At 46.5% G+C, this 24,982-nt stretch carries 23 protein-coding genes; 10 read left to right on the forward strand and 13 right to left on the reverse strand.

All coding sequences use genetic code 11. The features are described from left to right. Positions 1-10: 10 nt before the first annotated feature. Positions 11-772 (reverse strand): glycosyltransferase family 2 protein, encoded by a 762-nt coding sequence (locus EJV45_RS03690; RefSeq protein ID WP_129714302.1) that lies wholly within the window; start codon positions 770-772, stop codon positions 11-13. Positions 773-827: 55 nt separating this feature from the next. Between EJV45_RS03690 and EJV45_RS03695 the strand changes: the two genes are divergently transcribed. Continuing rightward, positions 828-1,922, forward strand: coding sequence for a glycosyltransferase family 1 protein (locus EJV45_RS03695; RefSeq protein WP_255466164.1), 1,095 nt, complete (start codon positions 828-830; stop codon positions 1,920-1,922). On the opposite strand, the gene EJV45_RS03700 is transcribed toward EJV45_RS03695, so the two are convergent. From EJV45_RS03700 to EJV45_RS03725, 6 genes are all read right to left on the reverse strand, one after another. After that, positions 1,904-2,854: a hypothetical protein gene (locus EJV45_RS03700; RefSeq protein ID WP_165304972.1), complete on the reverse strand. Its 951-nt coding sequence runs from the start codon at positions 2,852-2,854 to the stop codon at positions 1,904-1,906. The two genes, EJV45_RS03695 and EJV45_RS03700, sit on opposite strands and share 19 nt — an antisense overlap. Before the next feature lie 39 nt (positions 2,855-2,893). Next, positions 2,894-3,970, reverse strand: a complete 1,077-nt coding sequence (locus EJV45_RS03705) for an acyltransferase (protein WP_129714305.1) — start codon at positions 3,968-3,970, stop codon at positions 2,894-2,896. A 114-nt stretch (positions 3,971-4,084) separates the two neighbouring features. After that, positions 4,085-6,994 carry a translation initiation factor IF-2 gene (gene infB, locus EJV45_RS03710; RefSeq protein ID WP_129714306.1) on the reverse strand — a complete coding sequence of 970 codons (2,910 nt, stop codon included), beginning with the start codon at positions 6,992-6,994 and terminating at the stop codon, positions 4,085-4,087. 88 nt (positions 6,995-7,082) lie between these two features. After that, entirely contained in the window at positions 7,083-8,318 is a 1,236-nt protein-coding gene (nusA, locus tag EJV45_RS03715) for a transcription termination factor NusA (RefSeq protein ID WP_129714307.1), read from the reverse strand. 1 nt (position 8,319) lies between these two features. Then, positions 8,320-8,787, reverse strand: coding sequence for a ribosome assembly cofactor RimP (gene rimP, locus EJV45_RS03720; protein WP_129714308.1), 468 nt, complete (start codon positions 8,785-8,787; stop codon positions 8,320-8,322). 126 nt (positions 8,788-8,913) lie between these two features. Continuing rightward, positions 8,914-9,324 (reverse strand): hypothetical protein, encoded by a 411-nt coding sequence (locus EJV45_RS03725; RefSeq protein ID WP_129714309.1) that lies wholly within the window; start codon positions 9,322-9,324, stop codon positions 8,914-8,916. Positions 9,325-9,341: 17 nt separating this feature from the next. Here EJV45_RS03725 and EJV45_RS03730 point away from each other — a divergent pair, with 17 nt between their 5' ends. Then, entirely contained in the window at positions 9,342-9,683 is a 342-nt protein-coding gene (locus tag EJV45_RS03730; RefSeq protein ID WP_129714310.1) for a phage holin family protein, read from the forward strand. Between the two features lie 49 nt (positions 9,684-9,732). Here the strand turns inward: EJV45_RS03730 and EJV45_RS03735 are convergent, their stop codons facing one another. From EJV45_RS03735 to panC, 4 genes are all read right to left on the reverse strand, one after another. Next, positions 9,733-10,872, reverse strand: a complete 1,140-nt coding sequence (locus tag EJV45_RS03735; RefSeq protein ID WP_129714311.1) for an acyl-CoA dehydrogenase — start codon at positions 10,870-10,872, stop codon at positions 9,733-9,735. An 80-nt stretch (positions 10,873-10,952) separates the two neighbouring features. Beyond that, a complete protein-coding gene (locus tag EJV45_RS03740) occupies positions 10,953-11,960 on the reverse strand; it encodes a lysylphosphatidylglycerol synthase transmembrane domain-containing protein (RefSeq protein ID WP_129714312.1) in 1,008 nt (335 codons plus the stop codon). Between the two features lie 3 nt (positions 11,961-11,963). Beyond that, positions 11,964-12,314, reverse strand: coding sequence for an aspartate 1-decarboxylase (gene panD / locus EJV45_RS03745; RefSeq protein ID WP_129714313.1), 351 nt, complete (start codon positions 12,312-12,314; stop codon positions 11,964-11,966). A 75-nt stretch (positions 12,315-12,389) separates the two neighbouring features. Further along, on the reverse strand, positions 12,390-13,229 hold the full coding sequence (panC, locus tag EJV45_RS03750; protein ID WP_129714314.1) for a pantoate--beta-alanine ligase: 840 nt from the start codon (positions 13,227-13,229) through the stop codon (positions 12,390-12,392). Positions 13,230-13,380: 151 nt separating this feature from the next. Between panC and EJV45_RS03755 the strand changes: the two genes are divergently transcribed. The 3 genes from EJV45_RS03755 to glmS all read left to right on the forward strand — a co-directional run bounded on the left by EJV45_RS03755 (position 13,381) and on the right by glmS (position 17,573). After that, on the forward strand, positions 13,381-14,205 hold the full coding sequence (locus EJV45_RS03755; protein ID WP_129714327.1) for a glycogen/starch synthase: 825 nt from the start codon (positions 13,381-13,383) through the stop codon (positions 14,203-14,205). Between the two features lie 16 nt (positions 14,206-14,221). Further along, entirely contained in the window at positions 14,222-15,661 is a 1,440-nt protein-coding gene (locus EJV45_RS03760) for a DUF4270 domain-containing protein (RefSeq protein WP_129714315.1), read from the forward strand. Between the two features lie 73 nt (positions 15,662-15,734). Further along, on the forward strand, positions 15,735-17,573 hold the full coding sequence (gene glmS / locus EJV45_RS03765; RefSeq protein WP_129714316.1) for a glutamine--fructose-6-phosphate transaminase (isomerizing): 1,839 nt from the start codon (positions 15,735-15,737) through the stop codon (positions 17,571-17,573). 44 nt (positions 17,574-17,617) lie between these two features. Here the strand turns inward: glmS and EJV45_RS03770 are convergent, their stop codons facing one another. Beyond that, positions 17,618-18,070, reverse strand: a complete 453-nt coding sequence (locus EJV45_RS03770; RefSeq protein WP_129714317.1) for a single-stranded DNA-binding protein — start codon at positions 18,068-18,070, stop codon at positions 17,618-17,620. 12 nt (positions 18,071-18,082) lie between these two features. Then, the gene (gene mutY, locus EJV45_RS03775; protein ID WP_129714318.1) at positions 18,083-19,135 is read right to left on the reverse strand and encodes an A/G-specific adenine glycosylase; all 1,053 of its coding nucleotides are present in this window, start codon (positions 19,133-19,135) and stop codon (positions 18,083-18,085) included. 170 nt (positions 19,136-19,305) lie between these two features. Here mutY and EJV45_RS03780 point away from each other — a divergent pair, with 170 nt between their 5' ends. The 5 genes from EJV45_RS03780 (at position 19,306) to EJV45_RS03800 (ending at position 24,503) form a co-directional block, all read left to right on the forward strand. Next, positions 19,306-19,608 carry an HU family DNA-binding protein gene (locus EJV45_RS03780; RefSeq protein WP_107213100.1) on the forward strand — a complete coding sequence of 101 codons (303 nt, stop codon included), beginning with the start codon at positions 19,306-19,308 and terminating at the stop codon, positions 19,606-19,608. 13 nt (positions 19,609-19,621) lie between these two features. Beyond that, positions 19,622-20,485 carry a tetratricopeptide repeat protein gene (locus EJV45_RS03785; RefSeq protein ID WP_129714319.1) on the forward strand — a complete coding sequence of 288 codons (864 nt, stop codon included), beginning with the start codon at positions 19,622-19,624 and terminating at the stop codon, positions 20,483-20,485. Between the two features lie 264 nt (positions 20,486-20,749). Continuing rightward, positions 20,750-22,300 carry an Rne/Rng family ribonuclease gene (locus EJV45_RS03790; protein ID WP_129714320.1) on the forward strand — a complete coding sequence of 517 codons (1,551 nt, stop codon included), beginning with the start codon at positions 20,750-20,752 and terminating at the stop codon, positions 22,298-22,300. 78 nt (positions 22,301-22,378) lie between these two features. After that, on the forward strand, positions 22,379-23,755 hold the full coding sequence (gene radA / locus EJV45_RS03795; protein ID WP_129714321.1) for a DNA repair protein RadA: 1,377 nt from the start codon (positions 22,379-22,381) through the stop codon (positions 23,753-23,755). 277 nt (positions 23,756-24,032) lie between these two features. After that, positions 24,033-24,503: a DUF4920 domain-containing protein gene (locus tag EJV45_RS03800; RefSeq protein ID WP_205942318.1), complete on the forward strand. Its 471-nt coding sequence runs from the start codon at positions 24,033-24,035 to the stop codon at positions 24,501-24,503. Positions 24,504-24,982: the final 479 nt, after the last annotated feature.

Consider the following 24,982-nt stretch of genomic DNA (forward strand, 5'->3'; position numbering starts at 1 on the left):
GGCCCGGTCACTATCTGATGCCGAGAATTTTTTTAATCCTGATCGTATACCGCAGTTTTCGAAGCTGCAGGCGTGACCGCAGCAATTCCTCGTATTCAGTGCGGAAAGCAGGAAATTCCTTTTTAATCACGTCATCACGTTCAGATGAAATCCTGGATGCATGCGCAGGATCAGAACTCACGCCATCTTCATTAAACTCGGTTATAACCGCATGGATCCGGCTATAACTAACATTGTATTTGCAAATCGCGAGAGTAAAGAACTTCCAGTCAGAAACGATTTTCAGGGATTCATCATATTTCCCAATTTGTTCGAAAAGCGACCTTCGTATAAACGTAGAGGGATGAGGGATTGTGTTTTGAAAGAAGTGGCCAAAAGTGAGGTGATCGGGCGGAGACCATCGCCGCGAAACCTCGCCATTTACGAAAAGAAGATCGCCAATTATAAGGTCTGCGGAAAGTCCGAAGCTCACCGACCTGCTAACCACTGTAGCCGAAGTCAGGCGGTCCCCACTGTTTACAAAAAGCAAGTAATCTCCGGTTGCTTTCGACACTCCTTTATTCATAGCATGATAGATGCCGTTATCGGGCTCGCTCACGAAGTAAGCGACAAAGTCGCCATATTTTTTGACGACAGCAACGCTCTCATCCTGCGACCCGCCATCAATTACGATATGTTCGAGATTGGTATAGTCCTGCCCCGATACCGAGGTCAATGTGCGCTTGAGCCCCTCAGCATTATTGTAATTGATTGTAATGACAGAAATTTTCAATTTATTCGGCTATGTTTACAATTGAGTTTCTAAGTTAAAGACAATTGCAAAGATAGTGGTAAAGATATTTTTCGATCATCAAATATTTAGCGAGCAGGTTCACGGGGGGATTTCGAGGTACTTTGCTAATCTGATGAAGGGCCTTTCGGCGGCACCAGATACCGATTACACGCTTGGTACACTGTTCACAGACAACGCCTACGTTCCGAAGCATCCGAGAACGTTAATACAAAGACTCCTCCCAGGATACTACTCGAAACCCAGACGCAGGCTTCGCGCTAACAGGGAATACTCGTTAAGACTAATGCGTGAAGGCGAATTTGATATCTTTCATCCAACCTATTTTGATCCATATCTTCTTCCTGAACTTCGAAAACCAATGGTGCTTACCGTTCATGATATGACCTATGAAGCACTGCCTGAATGTTTTTCACCGGGAGATCCGCTTCCCCTATACAAGCGTCTATGTCTTGAGAAAGCAGACCATGTTATTGCGATTTCTGAAGCTACGCGAAGCGATATTTTACGTTACAGCGATATTAAGGAAGAGCGTCTAACGGTTATACATCATGGTATCTCTGAAGAACCATTGGATTTTTCTGATGTTCCGGAGCTGCCGGCAAAATATCTGTTATATGTAGGGGCGCGCTGGTCCTATAAAAACTTCTTTTTACTGGCAGAGGCCTTTGCGCAGGTTAGTCGTAAGCATGAAGATCTTTATCTTGTTCTTGCAGGAGGGGGACCGCTTGCCTTCGGCGACACTGAATTTCTGCGAAGACACAATATCCTTTCTAAAACCCTTCAACTTAACTTGACAGATGCACAGCTGAACACAGTATATAAGCATGCAGCGGCGTTCATATATCCATCCAGATACGAAGGCTTTGGCTTCCCAATCCTGGAAGCGTTCAAATGCGGCTGTCCTGTACTTCTTTCTGAAACTGCCTGCTTCAGGGAGGTCGCCGGACCGGAAGCTGCACTATATTTTGATGATCATTCACTTGATGAATTGGCGAAGGCAATAGAAGTAGTCCTGGATTCCGTAGAACTCCGCGAAAGATTGATCGAAGCGGGTGACAGGAGGTGGAAGGCCTTTTCACTTCGCACATCAATTGAGCGTACCCTGAATCTTTATCGTTCCTTGACCTGATCTTTGCGTATGCTAACGGTTTGACGTACAGATTTCCAAAATCTCGACAAAGGACCTTTCTTTTTGACTTCAGGATTTTCCAATCGCTGCGTGAAGATATCCGCTTCGGTGTTTGCAATTAAAAATATAGGATGGACGAGATCACCTATATCTTCGCCGGGAATATTTCCAAAAGGATGGTGACCGGTAGTATGGGTTGCACCAGGTCCAAATCCGATATTTGTAATTAGATTACGGTTGGGTATCACACTCAGCCGGTTATTTATCAGATTAAGGTAGGCATATTGGTAATCCCAGGTATTAATGTTGCCGTTACGGGTTTGCTGTAAATTTTCCATCCACTTGGCAGCAAAGGGTTCGTGGCTTGGAGAATTTGCCAGAATATTGGCGGTAAACCCGGCCAAAGTTGGCATATCTGCATTATAACCTTGCCAAACGCGACGCCAGCCAGCCCAGCCCCAGACATGAGTTAAGCGCGAAAAGTAATAAGAAGCATTGCCACGAACATTTCCTAGCTGAAGATTCGCGCCTCCGATATGACCTATACGTTCATCATTTCTATATTTGGCAAGCAGCTCCGCACAGTATGGAAAAAATGAAGGATGTGGAAGACAATCATCCTCAAGGATTATTCCTTCTTCTTCGGCAGTGAAGAACCATGAGATGGCTGAACTGACACCATCTCGGCAACCCATATTTGTTGTATTGAATCGCGTTTGTACAAGACAAGACCAGTCAACCCGGCTGACCAACGATTTTACGCGATCGCATTTGTCGATATCGTCATTATTCCGCGGTCCGTCTACGGCGAAATAAAGTTTTGGCGGGGCTGCCTGGCGTATAACCTCAAAAACTGCCTCTGTTTCTTCCGGCCTGTTGAAGGCTATTAACAAAACAGCGGGAGTATTTTGCATAGATTGTAATTTGGACATATCGTTAAGTTCAGAGATGTATTTAATTGAAGTTCCTGATTACCTGCCAACGATCCACCGCAGCCTCGTCATCGCGATCAGTTTAATTAGAAGAAGTGTTATAGAATATATAATAAAAAATCTAACCACGACAAATACAATGATTTGCCCTGCCGACATAGCGGCGAAAGGCGGAAGATGGAGCGGCCGCAAAAGCTCTGGCAACAAACGGATGATCAGGATATAATGAATCAGATAAATGCCGAAGGTGGTTTCTCGGGGTCGTATAAATTGCAGGAAGCTAATATTGCGTACCTTAAAAAGCAACATGATAACAGCAAACGAGTAGAGTACATTGGAAAACCGCAACGTATTGAAGGGATCCTGACTATGCCAGTTCGAAAGGGAAAATGAGTCCCACTGAGCGATTGCAAAGGTTACGATGAAGCCACAGATAAATCCAGACAATGGAATGCTACGAATGCGTTCATCGATATATTCCCAATGCTTATGCATTTGAGCTCCGAGCCATAAATAGAAGACAAAACCGAAAATAGCAACCGTATGCGCTGTCGCGAACCACTCGAAATATACATTGAGGCTATATGCAAATGATAATGCACAAAATACGAGACCCAGCCACCATTTGTATAAATGCCGCTTAAAGCAAAGCAATATTCCGATACAAAACATAAAATTAATTATGAACCAGTAGTTGGTGTAGAGGTAAACAGATTTGGCATTTTCAACCAGCAAACTTAAAAAGTTGTAGTTTGGCCGCTGGCGCAAGACAATATGCAGATTAATCATGGTTGCCGTGATAAAGATAAGTGACCAGATTAACCAGGGCAGAAAAACAGAGGATAACCTTCGTTTGAAGTATTGCCATGACGAATATGTTTGAAACCGATCGCCAAGCAGGAATCCAGCAAGCAAAAAGAAGGCAATGGTACCAAATTTGGAAAGCTGGATCAGTCCAATATAGATATAATTACGCTGATCATGATCTGGGAAAATTCGGTTTCCGTGATAGGTACAATGCTCGAAGACGATGCCCATCATGGCAATGCAGCGGATGGTGTCTACGAAATCGAAGTTTTTCTTCTTAGCAGGGTTTTGTGCGCTGGGTTGCTCCATTTATATGATCAGCTAAGATAATAGAAAATACTTACTTGAGCCTGACCAACTATATGACGGTATCAAACAAAAAAAGCGGCTCATCGCCGCTCTTAATTATTTCTAAAAGGCTGATTACAACCTTCTTTTTACTTCTACCTGCTCATATGCTTCCACGATATCACCAACTTCGATGTTGTTGAAATTCTGGATGTTCAGACCGCACTCGTAACCTTGAGCCACTTCTTTCACGTCATCTTTGTAACGTTTCAGTGAAGCCAGTTCGCCGGTGTAGACGACAACGCCGTCGCGCACAATGCGGATTTTGCTGTTCCGGGTAATCTTTCCGTCAAGTACCATACAACCTGCAATCGTGCCCACCTTCGAAATTTTGAAGGTTTCCCTGATTTCCACGTTGGCAGTAATCTTCTCTTCGAATTCCGGCGCAAGCATTCCCTCCATCGCAGATTTGATCTCATTGATCGCGTCGTAAATGATCGAGTACAGGCGGATGTCGATCTGTTCTGCTTCTGCCAGTTTTCTCGCACTTGTTGATGGACGTACCTGGAAACCGATAATAATCGCATCAGAAGCCGAAGCCAGCAACACATCAGATTCAGAGATCTGACCAACACCCTTGCTGATGATATTCACCTGAATCTCTTCAGTAGAAAGTTTCAGCAGGGAATCTGACAACGCCTCGATCGAACCGTCCACGTCACCTTTAACGATGATGTTAAGCTCTTTAAAGTTGCCGATAGCCAGACGACGGCCGATCTCATCAAGCGTAATGTGTTTCTGCGTGCGCAGTCCCTGTTCACGCTGCAGCTGCATCCGCTTGTTTGCGATATCGCGGGCTTCGCTCTCTGTCTCAAGCGCATTGAAACGGTCGCCAGCTGTAGGTGCACCCTGCATACCGAGAACCTGAACCGGGATGGAAGGACCAGCCTTCTCAACCTTCTGCCCGCGCTCGTTAAACAACGCTTTTACACGGCCACTGTAACTTCCGGCCAGGATCGGGTCACCAACATGCAGTGTACCTGCCTGTACAAGAACGGTCGTAACGATACCGCGGCCCTTGTCAAGCGCAGCTTCAATTACCGTACCCACTGCACGTTTGTTGGCATTCGCTTTCAGCTCGAGTAATTCTGCTTCAAGTAATACCTTGTCAAGCAGCAAATCTACATTCAGACCGCTTTTGCTCGAGATTTCCTGAGACTGGAATTTACCACCCCAATCTTCAACCAGGATATTCATAACCGAAAGCTGCTCACGAATTTTGTCTGAATTGGCTCCCGGTTTATCAACTTTTGTAAAGGCAAACACCAATGGAACACCGGCTGCCTGTGCGTGATTGATTGCTTCGCGCGTTTGCGGCATCACGGCATCGTCTGCCGCAATAACAATGATCGCGATATCTGCTGCCTTGGCACCACGTGCACGCATGGCCGTAAAGGCCTCGTGACCCGGGGTATCAAGGAAAGTTACCTTCTTGCCAGATGTAGTAGTTACCTGGTAGGCACCAATGTGCTGCGTAATACCGCCGGCCTCACCAGCTACCACGTTCGCTTTACGAATGTAGTCAAGTAATGAGGTTTTACCGTGGTCAACGTGGCCCATGATGGTTACCACCGGTGCTCTTGGCTCCAGATCCTCAGGCGCATCTTCTTCTTCGATGATGCTTTCTTCCTCATCTTCCGGTTTCACGAACTGGATCTCATAACCAAACTCATCAGCTACGATAGTCAGTGTTTCAGCATCCAGGCGCTGGTTAATTGAAACGAACATACCCAGGCTCATGCAGGTAGCAATGATTTTTGTTACGGGAACGTCCATCATGCTGGCCAGCTCATTCGCAGTAACGAACTCAGTTACCCGCAATACTTTTGATTGCAGTTCCTGTTCCATTGCCGCCTCTTCAGCCGAAAGGGCTACGTCATCACGTTTCTGGCGACGCAGTTTTGCGCGCTGCGCAAACTTGCCAGACTTACCGGCACCGCTGAGACGGGCCAGTGTTGCCTTAATCTGGTCTTGTATTTCTTTTTCTGTAGGTTCTTCTTTTGGTGCTCCGGGGGCCGCATTGCGATTCCTGAAATCGCCACGTGGTCCCTGACCCGGACGGTTGCCGCCCTGACCCGGACGGTTATGACCACCCTGACCGGGACCCGGACGCTGACCACCCGCATGCGGCTGAACGCCCTGGCCCGGCTGGCCTGGCTGACCAGGCGCTCCCGGTGTCTTTTTGCGCTTGCGTTTGCGTTTGGCGTCTGCGCTCTCGTTAGAAGAGGCAACAGGATTACGGCGATCAGGGGTAGTAGGAAGCGTAATCTTTCCTACAATGTTTGGGCCTGAAAGCCTTACCGAACGCGCCTTGATCACATCAGGTTCCTGAGTTTTCGGAGGCTCCGGTGCCGCTGTAACCGGAGGTTCCGGTTTCTTAGGCTCCTCTTTCGGCTCTTCCTTAACCGCAACAGGCTGTGGGGCCGGCGCCGGTTCAGGCGCTGCCGGTGCAGGTGTTGCAGGAGCTGCAGGCACCTCTGCCTTTGGCTGCTCCGGTCCTTTTACTGGCGGAGTCTCAACAGGCTCCTCCTTTTTGGCGGCCCTGTTTCTTGGATTCAGATCATTCAGATCAATTTTACCAACCACTTTTACACCCGGCAATCCGGTTTCCGGACTTTCTGCAGGCGGGGTCGGTTTGGGAGTTTCTGCCGGCGCATTACCCTGATTGAAACTATGAACGTTCTTGATCAGAATTTCATTCTGATCCTCGTCCCTGTTTCTTCTCGGCGGCTCTGGCTGCCTCTCGGCTGCCTCCGGCTCGTCACGACGAATTTTGCCAATAACTATTTGCTTCGCTTCTTCTCTAACTATTTTGTCTCCCTGATACTCTTTTAACAAAGCATCATACATCTCCCTGGACAATTTGGTCGTAGGTTTATTCTCGATCGAATAACCTTTATGCGCCAAAAAATCCACGGCAGTAGCGATACCAATGTTTAGTTCTTTAACTGCTTTAAATAAAATTATAGGCTTGTCGTCTGACATTTATCTCCTTTTTTTCTAATTATATACAAAAGTAATGTTTTATTGGCAGACTAACGAAGTTTTGAAAAATCGTATACCTGCCTGAACACTACTCAAATTCTGATTGCAGAATCTGAATTACTTCTTTAATTGTCTCTTCTTCAAGATCTGTACGTTTAACCAGGTCTTCGATTGAGAGCGCCAGCACACTCTTCGCCGTATCGCAACCGATCGCCTTCAGTTCGTCAATGATCCAGCCATCAATTTCGTCTGCGAATTCTTCGATATCCACATCTTCATCCTCTTCGCCAGCCTCACGGTAAACATCGATTTCATAACCCGTCAATTTGCCTGCCAATTTGATGTTGTGACCACCCCGGCCGATAGCCAGGGAAACCTGATCAGGTTTCAGATAAACCGATGCGTGTTTGGTCTCATCGTCAAGTTTGATCGACGTAATTTTGGCGGGGCTCAGTGCACGCTGAATATAAAGTGAAATGTTGTTCGTAAAGTTGATTACGTCAATATTTTCATTTTTCAACTCCCGTACAATACCATGAATCCTTGATCCCTTCATACCTACGCAGGCACCAACCGGATCAATACGGTCATCATAAGATTCAACCGCAACCTTCGCACGCTCGCCCGGTTCACGAACAATCTTTTTGATGGTTATCAGGCCGTCAAAAATCTCGGGAACTTCCATCTCGAACAAACGCTGCAGAAACTCGGGAGCAGTACGGGAGATGATGATCTTCGGATTGCTGTTTACCATGTCTACCTTCGAAATCACCGCACGCACTGAATCGCCTTTTTTGAAATAGTCAGCAGGAATCTGCTCCGTTTTTGGCATCAGCAGCTCGTTACCTTCATCATCCAGTACAAGCGTTTCCTTTTTCCAGACCTGATAAACCTCGCCGGTTACGATCTCGCCTTCGCGATCTTTATATTTCTTAAAGATCTCGTCTTTCTCAAGCTCAAGCACTTTTGAAACCAGCGTCTGGCGGGCGGCCAGAATAGCGCGCCGGCCAAAGCTTTCAAGCGTGATCTGCTCAATGTAATCATCACCAACCTCAAGATCAGCATCATATTTTTTAACTTCAGCCAGTTCAATTTCCAGGTCGTCGTCTTCAGAAAAACCGTCTTCCATTACTTTCCTGGTTCGCCAGATCTCAAGGTCACCATTATCAGGATTCACGATCACATCACAATTTTCATCTGTACCGTATTTCTTCCGCAGCATACTGCGAAATACTTCTTCCAACACGCTGATTACCGTAGGACGGTCGATGTTTTTAAAATCTTTGAACTCCTGAAAAGAGTCAATTAAATTGATACTGGTCATTTTACTTAAATGAAATTAAAATCTTTGATTCTGTTATTTCTGCAAAAGGCACTGATGTCTCTACGGTTACTGCCTTTTTGCCTTTTTCTTTCCGCTCTTCGTCTATCAGCAGCTGGTCATCGCCAACAGCCTTTAAAACGCCTTCTTTCTTTGTGCCGTCTGTAAGTTTCAGTGAAACAGAACGACCAATGTTCTTATGGTATTGCCTGGTCATTTTAAGCGGCTCGCCAACACCCGGCGATGAAACCTCCAGGTTATAAGCGTTATCTATCAGGTTTTCCTCTTCCAGATGAAAACCAACGTGCCGGCTTATTGCCGCGCAGTCCTGTATACCGATGCCCTGATCTCCATCTACATGAATGATCAGTTTATTGTTAGGAAGCATGCGTATATCAATAAGAAACAACTCCGGACGGTCGCCGATCTTCTCTTCGACCAGTTCTTTTACTCTCTTTTCTACCGCTGTCATTACACCTTTTTGTATAGAAAAAGGGGACATAGTCCCCTTCGCGAATTCACAATTACAATACAAATGTATAAAAAAATTTCTTCTTTACAAAATGTTACCTGCTGGTGCTGATCTGATTATGGGTTTTCAACGCGTCAGCGTTACGCTTACCGGCTTTACGCGCGTACCCAGTTTGGCTTTGAGCACGTCCGTGCCGGCGGCAAACCTGGCGTTGATAAAAGTCTGCACCAGATAGGTTTTTCCCGCTGCGAAGGGTGTATCAGGGAAAAAGAACAGGGAGTCGCCCCGGAGCTTAACCCGGCCTGACACCGTCTTTTCAACCGCAACACTGTCATTTTCGCCCGGCGTTTCCACAACATCGATCAGGTTCATGGAATCAAGCAGCAAACTGTCGCGCTGAAGCTGATACAGGCCGTTCCGGTCAATGTCTTTGACAATGATCGCCGAGCTGTCTGCCGAAAAGCCAAGGTAAACTGGCTTGTTATTTGATTGGCCACACGAAGCGGCAAACAATGCCATTGCTGCAAGGTATTTCATTCTACTAATTTACACATATGAAAACTATCATCGAAATTCTGCTCATGGGCCTTGCCTTTTTCCTGGGCGCAAAACTGGTCCCCGGTGTTCAGGTAGACGGCTACGGCAGCGCTTTACTTGCGGCCATTCTTATAGCACTGGTCAACGCTACAATCGGTACACTGCTCCGGGTCCTGACGTTCCCCATCAATTTTCTTACCCTCGGATTGGTCTCATTTATAATCAGCGTCCTGATGATCCTGCTGGTAGACCGTATCATGGACGGCTTTAATACAAGCGGTTTCCTGGCAGCAGCTGTGCTTGCCATTGTTGTGGCAATTATCAAGGCTGTGTTCGGCGCATTTTCGTCGAAAGATTAAGGCTGACCGCCGGATGACAGGCTCCTGACCGTGTTCTTCACGGGTTAACCTACTTCAAAACACCGCGTGCAATGACCATCTTCTGTATCTCTGAGGTACCTTCATAGATCTGTGTGATCTTTGCATCGCGCATCAGCCGCTCAACATGGTATTCCTTAACAAAGCCATAGCCGCCATGCACCTGCACAGCTTCAACCGTTACGTCCATGGCAACTTTTGAAGCAAACAATTTTGCCATTGAGCCTGCCTGGGTATAAGGTAATCCCTGATCCTTCAGCCAGGCAGCTTTGTACACAAGCATCCGCGCAGCTTCTATCTGCGTGGCCATATCAGCAAGTTTGAAGGCAATAGCCTGGTGTTCGGCAATCGGTTTTCCAAAAGACTTTCGCTCTTTCGCGTATTGTACAGCCAATTCATACGCCCCGGCGGCAATGCCCAGCGCCTGTGCCGCTATACCAATGCGGCCGCCTTCCAGCGTTTTCATCGCAAAAGTAAACCCGAAGCCGTCATCGCCTATACGATTTTCTTTGGGCACCCGCACGTCGTTAAACATCAGGGAATGCGTATCCGAGCCCCTTATGCCCATTTTGTTTTCTTTCGGACCGATGGTAAAGCCCGGCGTATCCTTTTCAACAATAAAGGCATTGATTCCTTTATGTTTCAGCTCCGGATTGGTCTGCGCAATGACGATATAGGTCGAAGCGGTGCTTCCGTTTGTAATCCAGTTTTTTGTTCCGTTCAGCAGGTAATGGTCACCCTTGTCTTCAGCAGTAGTGCGCTGCGATGTGGCATCAGACCCGGCTTCAGGTTCAGATAAACAAAAGGCACCGATCTGCGCTCCGGCGGCAAGTGGCTTCAGGTACCGCTCTTTCTGCGCTTCAGAGCCGTAAGCTTCGAGGCCATAACAAACCAGCGAATTATTTACCGAGACAACTACCGAGGCCGAAGCATCTATCTTCGAAAGCTCTTCCATGACCAGGACGTACGAAACGGCATCCAGACCGCTGCCATTATACTTCGGATCGACCATCATGCCCAGAAAACCCAGCTCACCAAGCTTTCTTACCGCCTCTGATGGAAATTTCTGCTGCTCATCCCGCTCGATGACACCCGGTTTTAGTTCCTGCTGGGCAAAATCGCGGGCGGCCTGCCGGATAATGCGCTGTTCTTCACTTAACTGGAAATGCATATGCTGTTGTTTTTTATAATAAGTCAGGTAAAACCAAAGATAAGATTTTACCGCTAAAATTACTATGCAGCCATAGCAATTTACCGAACCTGCGCGCGACCGGGAGAACGGCCGCCTACCGGTACAGCGATCAGGTTGTAAACCAGCGAAAGACTTCCGATAACAAGAATCAGAATCATTTGAGAAGAATGGATAATTGTCGCATAGGCGAGCCCTTCGGGAAAAGGCAGCAGATAACAGGCCAGTGCCTTTCCAACCATCCAGTGAAAAACGCCGATTCCTCCCTGCACCGGCGCAATCATGGCGAGGCCGGAAAAGACGAGCGCTGTATAGGCCGCATCAAAACCAAGATGAGCCGTAGCGGGCAACGCGAACAGGGCAAGGTAAACTGACAAATAATAGCAGAGCCAGATCAATGCGCTCAGCAGAAGAAACATTGCTTTTTGTTTCATCCGGTTAAACGAGAGCAGGCCTTGCTTCAGCCCGACAATGATGCGTAATACGGTACGGCTTTTTTTACTGCGCAGGTACCACCAGACAAAAGCAATGCCTGCGAAGAGCAGACCCCCAAAAATAAGGAGGATGGTAGCTGCGCCGGCGTGCAACCGGTCCATGAGCTGCTGTAAAAGCCGCTCCATGAAGCTGCCTACTACAGGATATTGAAAGACGAGCATTCCGCAGATGGTGAGGAAAAGAACCAGCACATCAAACAACCTTTCGGTAACAACCGTACCCAGTGATGCGTAAAGTGGTACCCGGTCTGAACGGTTTAAAGCTGTACAGCGGGTTATTTCGCCAACGCGTGGTAAGGCCAGATTAGCCAGATAACCAACCATTACGGCTGCAAATGAATTCTTTAGCGATACACGAAATTGAAGCGGCAAAAACAGCAGGTTCCATCGCCAGGCTCTGAGTACATTGGCTACGACCACACATGCCGCAGATACCAATACCCACAACAGGTTGGCCTGTGCGATCTCTTTCCAGAGCGCTGACATATTTTGCCCCCTGAACGCCAGGTAGAGCAAGGCAAGCCCCAGCAAAAAGAGTAAGAAGTATTTACCGGTGGCCAGCGCTTTATCCCGCACGTATTATTTCAGCAAATGGTTCTGATCGTCGGGGAAGAGCAGGATAGGCTGGTATTTTTTTGCTTCCTCGATCGGGAGCGACCCGTAAGACATGATGATCAGCACGTCGCCAACCTGCGCCAGGCGGGCAGTTGCACCGTTCAGGCAGATTGTTCCCGTGCCCCGTTCGCCTCTGATTACATATGTTTCAAACCGGGCGCCATTGTTATTGTTTACGATCTGCACCTTTTCATTAGCGATGATGTTCGCAGCATCCATAAGATCTTCGTCTATTGTAATGCTGCCTACATAGTTAAGTTCGGCCTGCGTTACACGCACACGGTGAATCTTGGATTTCAGGATCGTTATAATCATACCGCAAAGGTAAATAAACTTTGGCTGAGTTTTTTTGAGTGAATATCATATTCAGAACCGGCGGTCGTTCTGTCTTTATGAAAGGATCATGTTGTCGATCAGCCTGGTAGTACCTACCCGGGCTGCAACCAGCGCCACGATATTGACTTCGGCATCGTTTTCTACCGGCTGAAGTGTTTCGCCGTTAGCAATTGTAAAATATTCAAGCTCGAGGCCTGCCACATTTTTGAAAAAGCTTTTTGCATGCTCAAGAAGTTCCTGGAGCGGCTTTTTCCGGAAGTTGGCCTGCACATACTGAAGTGCCCGGCTCAGAATCAGGGCGTGTTTACGATCGGTTTCCGAAAGATGAATATTCCTGGAGCTCATGGCCAGGCCATCGCGTTCGCGGATGATCGGGCAGGAAACAATCTCGATCGGCATCGCAAAGATGCTGGTCATTTTTCTGATCATCAGCACCTGCTGGAAATCTTTCTGGCCGAATAATGCAACATCAGGTGTTGCCGCATCAAAGAGTTTTTTTACGATCTGGGTAACCCCCTGATAGTGCCCTTTTCTGAAAGCACCTTCAAGAAGAAACTCCGTTTCACCAAGATCTATATACCACTGCTCAGGCTCGGGGTACATTTCCTGAACATCGGGTATAAACAGGATATTACAGCCGGCGCCGATCAGCATATTAAGATCTTTCTGCAAGGGTCGCGGATAACGTTCAAGATCTTTCGGATCAGTAAACTGTGTCGGGTTTACGAAAATGCTGCAGATCACAATGTCGGCCAGGTCAAGCGCCCGCTCAATGAGCGAAATATGGCCGTTATGAAGAGCCCCCATAGTTGGCACCAATGCTATTTTTTTACCGGTGCTTTTCAGGGTGCCGACCAGTGATTTGAGCGCTGAAACTGTATTAACTACTTCCAATTTCGTTTAAATTATTTAAGCCGGTAAAGTTTCGATATTTATCCGTTACAAACAAACAAAATACGCCCTATTTTGCTAAATATTAATATTTTGCTTATCTTTGCCCCCTGATTATCTTTTCTTTAACATAAATTTTATTCGAGATATGGAGATGGACAAAACGAAGCTTCTGATCATTACACATGAGATGTCGCCTTTTTTGGAAATAAGCAAAATTTCAGAAATTACGCGTCAGTTGCCTCAGGCCATGCAGGAAAAAGGATTCGAGATCCGTATCCTGATGCCCAAGTTCGGTAACATCAATGAGAGGAGGAACCGTTTACATGAAGTAATTCGTTTGTCGGGAATGAATATCATTATTGACGACAACGATAACCCGCTGATCATCAAGGTTGCTTCAATTCCTGCTGCCCGCATGCAAGTCTATTTCCTTGACAATGAAGAGTATTTTCAACGTAAGTTTGTTTTCAGAGATGGCTCAGGGTCATTCTATGCCGACAACGATGAGCGTACCATCTTCTTTTGCAAAGGCGCACTGGAGACTGTTAAGAAACTTGGCTGGGCACCCGACATTATCCACTGCCATGGCTGGATGAGCGCCCTTGTCCCTGCTTACGTAAAAACGACTTACAAAAACGATCCTACTTTCAAAAATTCAAGGGTTGTTTACTCCATTTACGAAAACTGCTTTACTGAACAACTCGACAGCAAACTTGCTAAAAAGGCTGTAATGAGCAACATGACCGAGGCAGATACAAAAATCTTCGAAAACGCGGGCTGCGATGATCTGCACAAGGGGGCTGTAAGCTACGCTGATGCTGTTGTTCTTGGCGATGAAAAGATATCTGAAGATGTGTTAAAGTTTGTTAAAGATTCCAATAAGCCGACTTTAGCTCATAATTTAACCGCCGATTTCGAAAACTTCTACACTTTTTATGAAGAAATTTCGAGCGAGGATTTGGTTTCAGTAGCTTAACAGGTATTACTCATATATGAAATTTTTTAGAACAGACTTATTAACCTTGTTGATAAGTCTTTTTGTTTTTGCATCATGCAAAGGCCCGGGCACTGTCGGGCTCGATCCTGAAATCGAGATCATCGGTACGCTTGACAGCACCGTTACGTTGTCATCCCAGACCGAGCGTGAACAGCCTGTTTCGACTGCAAACTTAACGCAGTATCCATTGGGCAATATGAATGATGCAGTGTTTGGAAAGACTGAAGCATCTGTTGCTATGGGTGTGGATCTGCCAAGCCAGGGTTATTCTTTCGGCAAAAATGCACAGCTTGATTCGGTATTTCTGGTTTTGAAATACGCCCCTCAGTTTTACGGCGACAGTACCTCAAATTATACATTCACGGTTAATCAGTTAGGCGAAGTGATCAATACCAGCGAAAACTTCAGAAGCGATCGTGTATGGCCAGTCAATTCACAGGTGCTTGGCACCTATACCGGTAAACTTTCACCGAAAACACCGCTGAAGATCAATGATGTAATTACAGGCAAGGACACACTTCGCACGGTACCTGCGCAGATCAGGATCAGGTTGAACCGCGATTTCTTTGCTCAAAACCTTCTTGGACTTGATTCCGCTTCCCGTGCCACCACAGCTGCATTTAACCGTGCATTGAAAGGTTTTCATGTAAGAGCCAGTGTGCCGGCCGGGAGTAACGGCGGCGTCGCGCTGATTGATTTCAGTGCTGCTGCCGAGGGGGTAACCGGGTACGGAAACACAACCAGCCTGGAAGTATATTACCGTAAGCAGAACGCAACGACAGCGACCCAGACTGACACGGTCGGTGTTGCGTTTCCAATAACAACCGCAGTGAAAAAAGCTGCAACCATCAAACATGATTACACCGGTACACCGGTCGCAGACCAGCTTGCCAACCCGTCAATGGCTACCCAGGTAACGTTTTTACAGGGATTGACAGGCATAAGAAATCGCATCTCATTTCCGGGTCTTAAAACCTGGGGACAGCAAAAAGGCCGTGTGATTGTTAACAAAGCAGAACTGGTTGTTAACCTGGCTCCGGGAACGTACGTATCTCCATTCACGCCCGCCCCGCTGCTTAGTTTATACAGAACGGACATCGCTGGCCAGCCGGTAAGACTTCCCGACAACAATCCTTATGACAGTCAGCGGAATCCAACCGGCGACTTCAGATCCACACAAACTTATAACGCCTTTGGCGGCATTTATGACCAGTCTAAGGGCAGGTACGTTTTCAACATTGCCTTTTACATTCAGGATCTGCTTGACGGAAAACTTGAAGACACCGGCACCTTTCTGTATGTTGCCTCACCTGACAACTTCACATTCGGCCAGCCGCAGCCAAGTTTAGTCAGTGCCGGCCGCTCTGTTATTAATTCTTTTACGGCACCCGGTAAGAAACTTAAACTTAACATTTATTACACGGTCGTAAATTAACCGTAATATAAATTTTCACTTAAATCCCCCGGATGTTTGTACATTCGGGGGATTTACATTTATAACCAAATTTATGTGTGGAATAGTTGGATACATCGGGCACCGCGATGCGTGGCCGATTATCATTAAAGGACTTAAACGTCTCGAATACAGGGGCTATGACAGCGCGGGTGTTGCGCTGGTAGACAGCGGTCGCCTCAGTATCTACAAAAAGGCCGGAAAAGTACAGGATCTGGAAGATTTTGCCCAGAGTCAAAACCTCAATGGAAGTGTCGGCATGGGGCACACGCGGTGGGCAACCCATGGCGCGCCATCAGACCGAAATTCGCATCCGCATACCTCAAATAATGGCAGACTGTCCATCATCCATAACGGCATTATTGAGAACTATGCAAGTCTGAAAGAGGAACTAAGCAGCCGCGGCCACGTATTCAGCAGCGATACCGATACCGAAGTTCTGGTGCACCTCATCGAAGAGGTACAGGAGCTTGAAGAACTTGACCTGGCTGAGGCCGTGCGCCTGGCGCTGGCTGAGGTGATCGGCGCTTATGCTATCGTGGTGATGGACAGGGCAGATCCAGATACACTCGTTGCAGCGCGCAAAGGGAGTCCAATGGTCATTGGTGTTGGCCAGGGTGAGTATTTTATTGCTTCAGACGCAACGCCTATCGTTGAGTATACCAAAAACGTGATCTATCTTAAAGACAACGAACTGGCCGTAGTAACCAGAGAAGACATTGTTATTAAACGTTTGGACAATGTAATCCAGACGCCAAAGATACATGAGCTCGAATTGAAACTCGAGATGCTTGAAAAAGGCGGCTATGATCATTTTATGATCAAAGAAATTCACGAACAGCCAAGATCAGTAAAAGATTGTCTGCGCGGCCGCATCTACCCTGAACAGGGCATTGTGCAGCTGGGGGGCATTAAGGAATATGCAGATAAATTCAAAAACCTGGACAGGATTATCATCGTTGCATGCGGCACATCCTGGCACGCGGGCCTGGTAGGCGAGTACCTGATCGAGGAGTATGCCCGGATTCCGGTAGAAGTTGAATATGCTTCAGAATTCAGGTATCGCAACCCGATCATTACCGAAAAAGACCTCGTTATTGCAATATCGCAGTCAGGCGAAACGGCAGACACCATGGCTGCCATCGAGATGGCCAAGGAGAAAGGCGCTACCATCTTCGGTGTATGTAATGTTGTAGGTGCCTCGATTCCACGTACCAGCCATGCCGGGGTTTACACACATGCCGGCCCCGAAATCGGCGTAGCATCTACAAAAGCCTTCACTGCACAGGTCACCGTTCTTACGCTTATGGCGCTCTATATGGCCCAGCAACGGGGTAAGATCAGCACCTCTGCAATGATGCAACTGCTGACTGAACTGAATCACATTCCTGAAAAGATACAGGCTGCACTAAAGTCTGATGCTTACATCAAAGAAATAGCAGAAAAGTTTAAAGATTCAAGAAATTGCCTGTTCCTCGGTCGCGGAAGCGGATTCCCCGTTGCCCTGGAAGGTGCACTTAAACTGAAAGAGATCTCTTACATCCATGCTGAGGGATATCCTGCCGCCGAAATGAAACACGGTCCGATTGCGCTCATCGACGAAGAGATGCCGGTTGTATTTATTGCAACCAAAAATTCATCTTACGAAAAGGTAATCAGCAATATCCAGGAAGTAAAGGCCCGGAAAGGGAAGGTGATCGCCATCGTGACTGAAGGTGATACAGATGTAAGGAAAATGGCAGACTATTGCATTGAGATACCAGCCTCAGACGAAGCCTTTGTGCCTTTGCTGGCCACTGTGCCCTTGCAGTTGCTTTCTTACCATATTGCGGTTATGCGCGGCTGTAATGTTGATCAGCCACGAAACCTGGCTAAATCTGTTACTGTTGAATAAAAAAAAGGCGCCCTCGGGCGCCTTTCACTATTACATGCTCTTTGTCAAAACGGAAGATCATCTGAAATGTTTCCACCCGGTGGAAGGGTAAATTCATCTTCATGTTTTGGCTGAGTCTGTGAGCCGTTGTGCACCGCTCCGGCAGCCGAAGCCGGCTGCTCAAAATCGCTTTTGCGTCCAAGCATCGTGAAATTCTCGGCTACCACTTCGGTTACATATTTTTTGATACGTTCCTTATCTTCAAATGAACGCGTGCGCAGCTTGCCTTCAATGTACACAAGCTTGCCTTTTTGCAAATATTTTGATGCCACTTCGGCAAGGCCCCGCCATAGCACTATATTATGCCATTCGGTTTGTTCCACCCGCTTACCGTCTTTATTGTACGTTTCTGATGTGGCCAGGGGGAAACTGGCTACGGTAACTCCGCCCTCCAGATGCCTGACTTCAGGGTCTTTACCCAGATGCCCGACTAAAATGACCTTGTTAATTCCTGACATATATATTTTGGTTTAGTTGTTCAAAAAATCATCCTTGAATCCGGAGATTATTTTTGGTAAGGGAAGGGCATCCAGCTCGTCTACAGAAACCCACTTATATTCCGCCTCTTCTTTAAAGTTAATGATATAATTTTCTAAAGCAAAAAAATGGGCGTGGATAATTTGGTGCGTAAGCAGGTGTTTTTTATACTGTAACGGCCTGATTGTCACAAGCTGTCCGAAGCGGCTGTGAATCTGCGCCAGGGCTTGCAAACCTGGGATTGTGCCTTCCGGTCCGCCCTGTTCAACAAGCGGAAAATCATAAAGGTGCTGCCAGATATCTCCTGAACCACGTTGTTTGACGAGCACTTTATTCCCCTCGCGGCACAGCAGATAAAGAAAATACCGGTCTTTAGGTTTTGCTTTCTTCAGTTTAACCGGCAGCGTCTTCACCTCGCCCTTCTTTAGAGCATAACAGCTTTCCTTTAAGGGGCATGCCGGACAGTCTGGCGAAACCGGCTTACATTGCAGCGCGCCGAATTCCATGATGGCCTGGTTATAGATGCCGGGATTTTCCCGGTCGAGCAACTCGTTTGCCAGCATGGCAAATTCCTTTTTTCCTGCATTGCTGTTAATTGGCAAGTGCACACCAAAGTACCGGGCAAGAACCCGGTACACATTGCCATCTACAACCGCCACCGGTTCGTTCGCTGAAAATGAGGCTATGGCAGCAGCTGTATAGGCGCCTACACCTTTTAACCTGATAAGCTCGTCATGGCCTGTCGGGAAAGCTCCCCCGGGTAAAGCGACCACCTGCCTGGCGGTAAAGTGCATATTCCGGCCGCGCGAGTAATACCCAAGGCCCTGCCACATGCGCAGCACCTCCTGCTCACTCGCAGCAGCAAAATCTGAAACCGACGGATAAGCATCCAGGAAACGTTGAAAGTACGGCAGGCCCTGGTCAACACGTGTCTGCTGAAGAATTATCTCTGATAACCAGATTACATACGGGTCGGTTGTATTTCGCCAGGGTAGGTCTCGTTTATGCTGTTGATACCAGGCAATTATTGTGTTCTGAAAGCCCATAAATGCAAAAATACGCAGTATTTCTTTGCTTCACTAAAAAGTTGCAATTGGCTGATCTTGAACGGGCTAAAAAAATCATCTTTTATTTCCCTATCTCGTTTAAAAGCGATACTTTTGCAACCCCAAAACACATATAATTAGTAACATACACAAATAATTAATACAATAAAATGACCAAGGCAGATATTATTTCAGAGATATCAACAAAGACCGGTATCGAAAAGGTAGATGTACAGGAAACAGTTGAGGCGTTCTTCAAGGTAATTAAGAACAGCATGATCGGCGGAGAGAATGTATACGTGCGCGGATTCGGAAGCTTTGTGGTGAAGAAGAGGGCACAAAAAACTGCCAGAAACATTTCAAAAAACACTGCTATCATCATTCCCGAACACTTTGTTCCAAGTTTTAAACCAGCAAAGGTTTTTGTAGACAAAGTGAAAAATAACTCAAAAAAAATTAAGGTAGAAGCTTAGTTACCGCAGTCTTATGGTAAACAATCTTAAACTAAAACAAGGTGGAATCATCGCAGCAATCCTGCTGCTGATGGTCTTCCTGTTTACCAGAGACATTAAGGGCCTGGTTAAACCGACAAACGAGAACGGAAAAACGCCTGATGCCGAACAGCCTTTGGCAGCCGGCCCTGAACTGAAGATTGAAGATGTATCTTCAATTGCCAAAAATGAAATCAGTGCCGATATGGCCACACAGGTTGGCACACTCGAAGCGGCGTTTAAAAACGCTACCGGCGCCGAAAAAGTAAAAAGTGCTGAAGCTCTTGCAGTAAAATGGGACGATCTGGAGAAAGCTGCTCCGAGTGCCATGTATCTGGAATTCGTTGCAAAAGCCCAGCCGTCTCTTGAAAACTGGACAAAATCCGGAAGCCGCTTTTTGAAGGCGTTTGATCTTTCCCAGGACAGCCTGATGCAGCCTGCATTGTTAAAACAGGCAAATCTGTCGTTCAAAAATGCCCTTGCTATAGATTCAACAAATCTGGAAGCGAAAATGGGCATGGGTATTACGATCGTAAACGGAATGGGCATGCCAATGCAAGGTATTGCGATGCTGCTTGATGTTGTTAAGCAGGACCCGTCAAATATCAGGGCAAACATGAACCTGGGTCTGTTTTCATTAAAGTCGGGACAGTTTGATAAAGCTGTACCAAGATTCACAAAGGTTATTGAACAGAAACCCTCTGCAGACGCCTACTTTTATCTGGGAACTGCGTATGAAAACCTGAACAGAAACCAGGAGGCCATTGCAGCCTACAAACAAAGTAAAAAGATAGCCGGCAACCCAACGCTTACCCAGTTCCTGGATAAGAAGGTAGCTGAGCTGGAAAATAAAAATTAATTAACAGGATTAATAAAAACATTTAAATTCAAAACACTATGCCAAGCGGTAAAAAAAGAAAAAGACATAAAATGGCTACCCACAAGCGTAAAAAACGCTTAAGAAAAAACAGACATAAGAAAAAATAATTTCTTATTTCAATAGAACTTCGCAAATACAGGCCGTTACCCAATGGCTTGTATTTCTGCGTATGTATCTGTTTTTGTGTAATGAGTATCCATTGTATTTACTAAGGCTGCTCCACAGCCTTGAAATCTATAGCTGTTGGTTAAGGAATTAATAATCAATTCGGCTCCTACGGGAGTTACGATTGCCTTAATCGAAGACAGACAACTCGTAGAACTTCATAACGAACAGATCAACAATAACTACGCCGTTGGCGACATCTATTTAGGCCGCATAAAGAAAATCATGCCCGGCCTGAATGCTGCATTTGTTGATGTTGGTTATGAGAAAGATGCATTTCTGCATTATTTCGATTTGGGACCTCAGGTCCAGTCTTTGATTAAGCTTACGAAAATCAAACGCAACGGTTCGGTACGTGGTGATCTTTTAGACAATTTCAAAACAGAGCCTGACATCAATAAGTCCGGAAAGATTTCCGAAGTCTTATCGAAAAATCTCCTCCTTCCTGTTCAGATCGCAAAAGAACCGATCTCTACAAAGGGTCCGAGACTGAGCTCTGATCTGTCTATTGCCGGGCGTTATGTCGTGCTTGTTCCCTTTTCGAATGCCATATCAGTTTCGAAAAAGATAAAAAGCAATACGGAACGGAATCGCCTGAAAAAGATCATTGAAAGCATCAAACCGCAAAACTTTGGCGTTATCATCCGCACGGTCTCTGAAGGCCGCGGCGTTGCAGAAATGCAGAAAGACCTGCTTGACCTGGTAGCTAAATGGGAGAATTTCTCCCGGAAACTGCCCGAAGCAGAGCCCTCCAAACGTGTATGGGGCGAAATGGACCGGACCTCTACCCTGATCCGCGACATTTTCAGCACAGACTTCGCAAATGTCTATGTAAATTCGCCCGATCTGTTTGAAGATATCCGGTCTTATGTAAAAGAGATCTCTCCTGAAATGGAAAAGATCGTTAAACTTTACAAACATAAGGAACCGATTTTTGAGCACTTTGGCGTTGAAAAACAAATTAAAAACGGATTCGGCAAGACAGTAAACCTGGCAGGCGGCGCCTACCTTGTTATTGAGCATACCGAAGCCCTGCACGTTATTGACGTGAACAGCGGTAACCGTACGGCAAGCAAAGAGAATCAGGAAGAAAACGCGCTGCAGGTAAACAAAGAGGCGGCTAAAGAAATTGCCCGCCAGCTTCGTCTGCGTGATATGGGCGGTATTGTTGTGGTCGATTTTATTGACATGCACAAGCCGATCAACCGGAAAGCACTTTTTGACCATCTTCGTGATCTCATGATGCTTGACAGGGCCAAACACACCATCTTGCCTCCAAGTAAGTTTGGTCTGGTCCAGATTACACGTCAGCGTGTAAGGCCGGAAATGAACATCGTTACGAATGAGGTTTGTCCGACCTGCGGCGGAACCGGCGAAATCCGCTCGAGTATTGTTCTGATGGATGATATCGAAAACAACCTAGCCTATATCCTGCGTGAGCAGAATGAAAAAAATATTACGCTTTCGGTACACCCCTACATCGAAGCTTACATTAAAAAAGGCATATTTTCCCTGCAGAGAAAGTGGTTTGTAAAATATGGCCAGTGGGTTAAGGTTAAAGCCCAGCCTTCGTATAACCTCGTCGAATACCATTTTATTTCGGCGAAAGACGAGGAAATAAAACTCTAATCATATAATTTTGACAGCAGGCAATAAACGGCCTGCTGTCAGAATTTTTCTCCGTTTATCATACTTAAATACACCTCCGTGGCAAAAACCCGATCAGCATACTTTTGTCAGAGCTGTGGCTATGAGTCAGCCAAGTGGCTTGGAAAATGTCCCGCCTGTCAGCAATGGAATACCTTTGTAGAGGAGGTGCTTGAACGCGGAAACGCCAAGGTTCCAACCTGGCGTTCTGAAGGCGGAAGCCGGGTGCTTAGCAAACCCAGCAAAGTTACCGATATTGAATCTATTGAGGAGCGACGCATGCCCACCAGCGATGCCGAACTGGACCGTGTGCTGGGCGGGGGTCTCGTGGCCGGATCTATGGTATTAATCGGCGGAGAACCCGGCATCGGCAAATCTACCCTCATGCTCCAGATTGCGCTCAACATGCGCCACCGCAAGGTGCTTTATGTATCTGGCGAGGAAAGTGAACAACAAATCAAGATGCGGGCAGAACGCATCCGGAATAAAGATGGGGCCGATTGTTACATTCTTACAGAAACCGCTACCCAGAACATTTTTAAGCAGCTCGAAACGCTCGAACCAGATGTTGTGGTAATCGATTCAATTCAGACGTTACACTCAGCCCATATCGACTCAACGCCCGGCAGCATTTCACAGGTAAGGGAGTGCACTGCCGAATTGCTCCGGTTTGCAAAAGAGACCGGCGTACCGGTCATCCTGATTGGCCATATTACGAAAGACGGCTCAATAGCCGGACCAAAGATCCTTGAACATATGGTTGATACCGTCCTGCAGTTTGAGGGAGACCGTCACCATGTTTACCGCATTTTGCGGTCAATAAAAAACCGGTTCGGCGCTACCTCAGAACTCGGAATATATGAAATGCAGGGAAGCGGTCTCCGGGAAATCTCAAACCCTTCAGAAATCCTATTGTCGCAGCGCGAAGAAGAATTAAGCGGCATTGCAATCGCTTCAACGCTGGAAGGAGCCCGGCCCATGCTTATAGAAACCCAGGCACTGGTAAGCGTCTCTGCCTACGGCACACCACAGCGATCTGCTACCGGCTTTGACACGCGCAGAATGAATATGCTGCTTGCGGTGCTCGAAAAGCGTTGCGGCTTCAGGTTAAGTATCAAAGATGTATTTCTGAATATTGCAGGTGGTATCAAAGTCGAAGACCCGGCCATCGACCTTGCCGTGGTGGTCGCAGCGATCTCTTCACATGAAGACATTCCTGTCTCGGGAAAAAACTGTTTTGCCGCCGAGGTAGGCCTTTCCGGAGAAATCCGCGCGGTAAGCCGGATTGAACAACGCATAGCCGAAGCTGATAAACTTGGCTTTGAACGGATCTTTATCTCACGATACAACCTGAAGGGTGTCGATACTGCCCGCTTCAAACTTCGGATTGAAGCCATCGGGAAAATTGAAGAGGCCTTCACAATTCTTTTTGGGTAGCGGGGAATTTTATACCCTATTTCCACAGTTTTCAGAAAGAAAATCTACAGTTAACTATTTCAGCAATATCGCTGTTAAAATAATGAACAAAATTAAAAGTCTCATTATCAATAGTTTAAAATATTGTGAGGAATATGGAATTTATGGCAATGCATTTGCAATACAGCCTGCGTTAGTGACACAGTCATTGACACAATAGGGATGATTGTCCTCGTTATTGAAAAATAGCGAGGATTTTTTTTTATCTTTTAATTACCTTTGTATCAAATCAATCGAAATGAAAAAACTAATGTTAACCCTGGCTGTGGCGGCTTTTACGACTGTCGCCTTTGCGCAGCAGGCTGAGCTGAAAGGCAAAATTTTTGGTACCGGCGTAAGCGCAGACAGCAAGGTTGTTCCTGCGGCTAAAATGGAGCAGGCAATGGGCGAAAACAAAACCGCTGACCTGCAGATTCAGGGCGAGGTTGCCGATGTATGCAAAAAGAAAGGTTGCTGGATCACATTAAAAATGCCTGATGGCAAACCGATGCGGGTAACGTTTAAAGATTATGCGTTCTTCATGCCCATGGACATTGTCGGTAAAAAAGTGGTTCTTGATGGTATAGCAAAGAAACAGACTATCTCTGTTGAAACCCTACGCCATTACGCCGAAGACGCGAATAAATCTGCTGAAGAAGTAGCAAAAATTACCGAACCAAAAAAAGAGCTTGCATTTGAAGCAAAAGGTGTCGTAATTTTAGACAAATAAAAAGGTTCTCCTTTTTAATATTGATTGGTAAAAAGCCGCCCTGATTAGGCGGCTTTTGTTATTTCCAAAAGTTTTGCAAGCTGTTCACAATATAGCTTTGAGAGAACTGTGGCCTGCATGCCGGCAGGGTTATGACGACTGGCCTTGTAAATGCGTCCGCATCTGGCAGAAATCGCCAGCGGGCCGAAAGATACTCTAAGCGCACATTCAAAGTACGCTGAACCTGTGCATAAAGCAGCAGACCTGCAAGCTGCAGAAGCCGGCGTCAAGTCTCGAATTAACCCTCATAGCGCACTGGAACAGGCGCCCACTACCAGGATCTACCGAAAAACTAAACTCAACCAATACACGTGAGGGTGTTTCCTGAACTGTGTCAATAGTGTAACTTTAAACTATCGACATAAACAATGGCAACACAAGAAGACTTTGACTTTGAAAGCTTCAAAAAGGAAGCTATAGCAGGCTTATATGCCGGCAAA

This window comes from Pedobacter sp. SYP-B3415 (assembly GCF_004138205.1).
GTDB lineage: Bacteria > Bacteroidota > Bacteroidia > Sphingobacteriales > Sphingobacteriaceae > Pedobacter.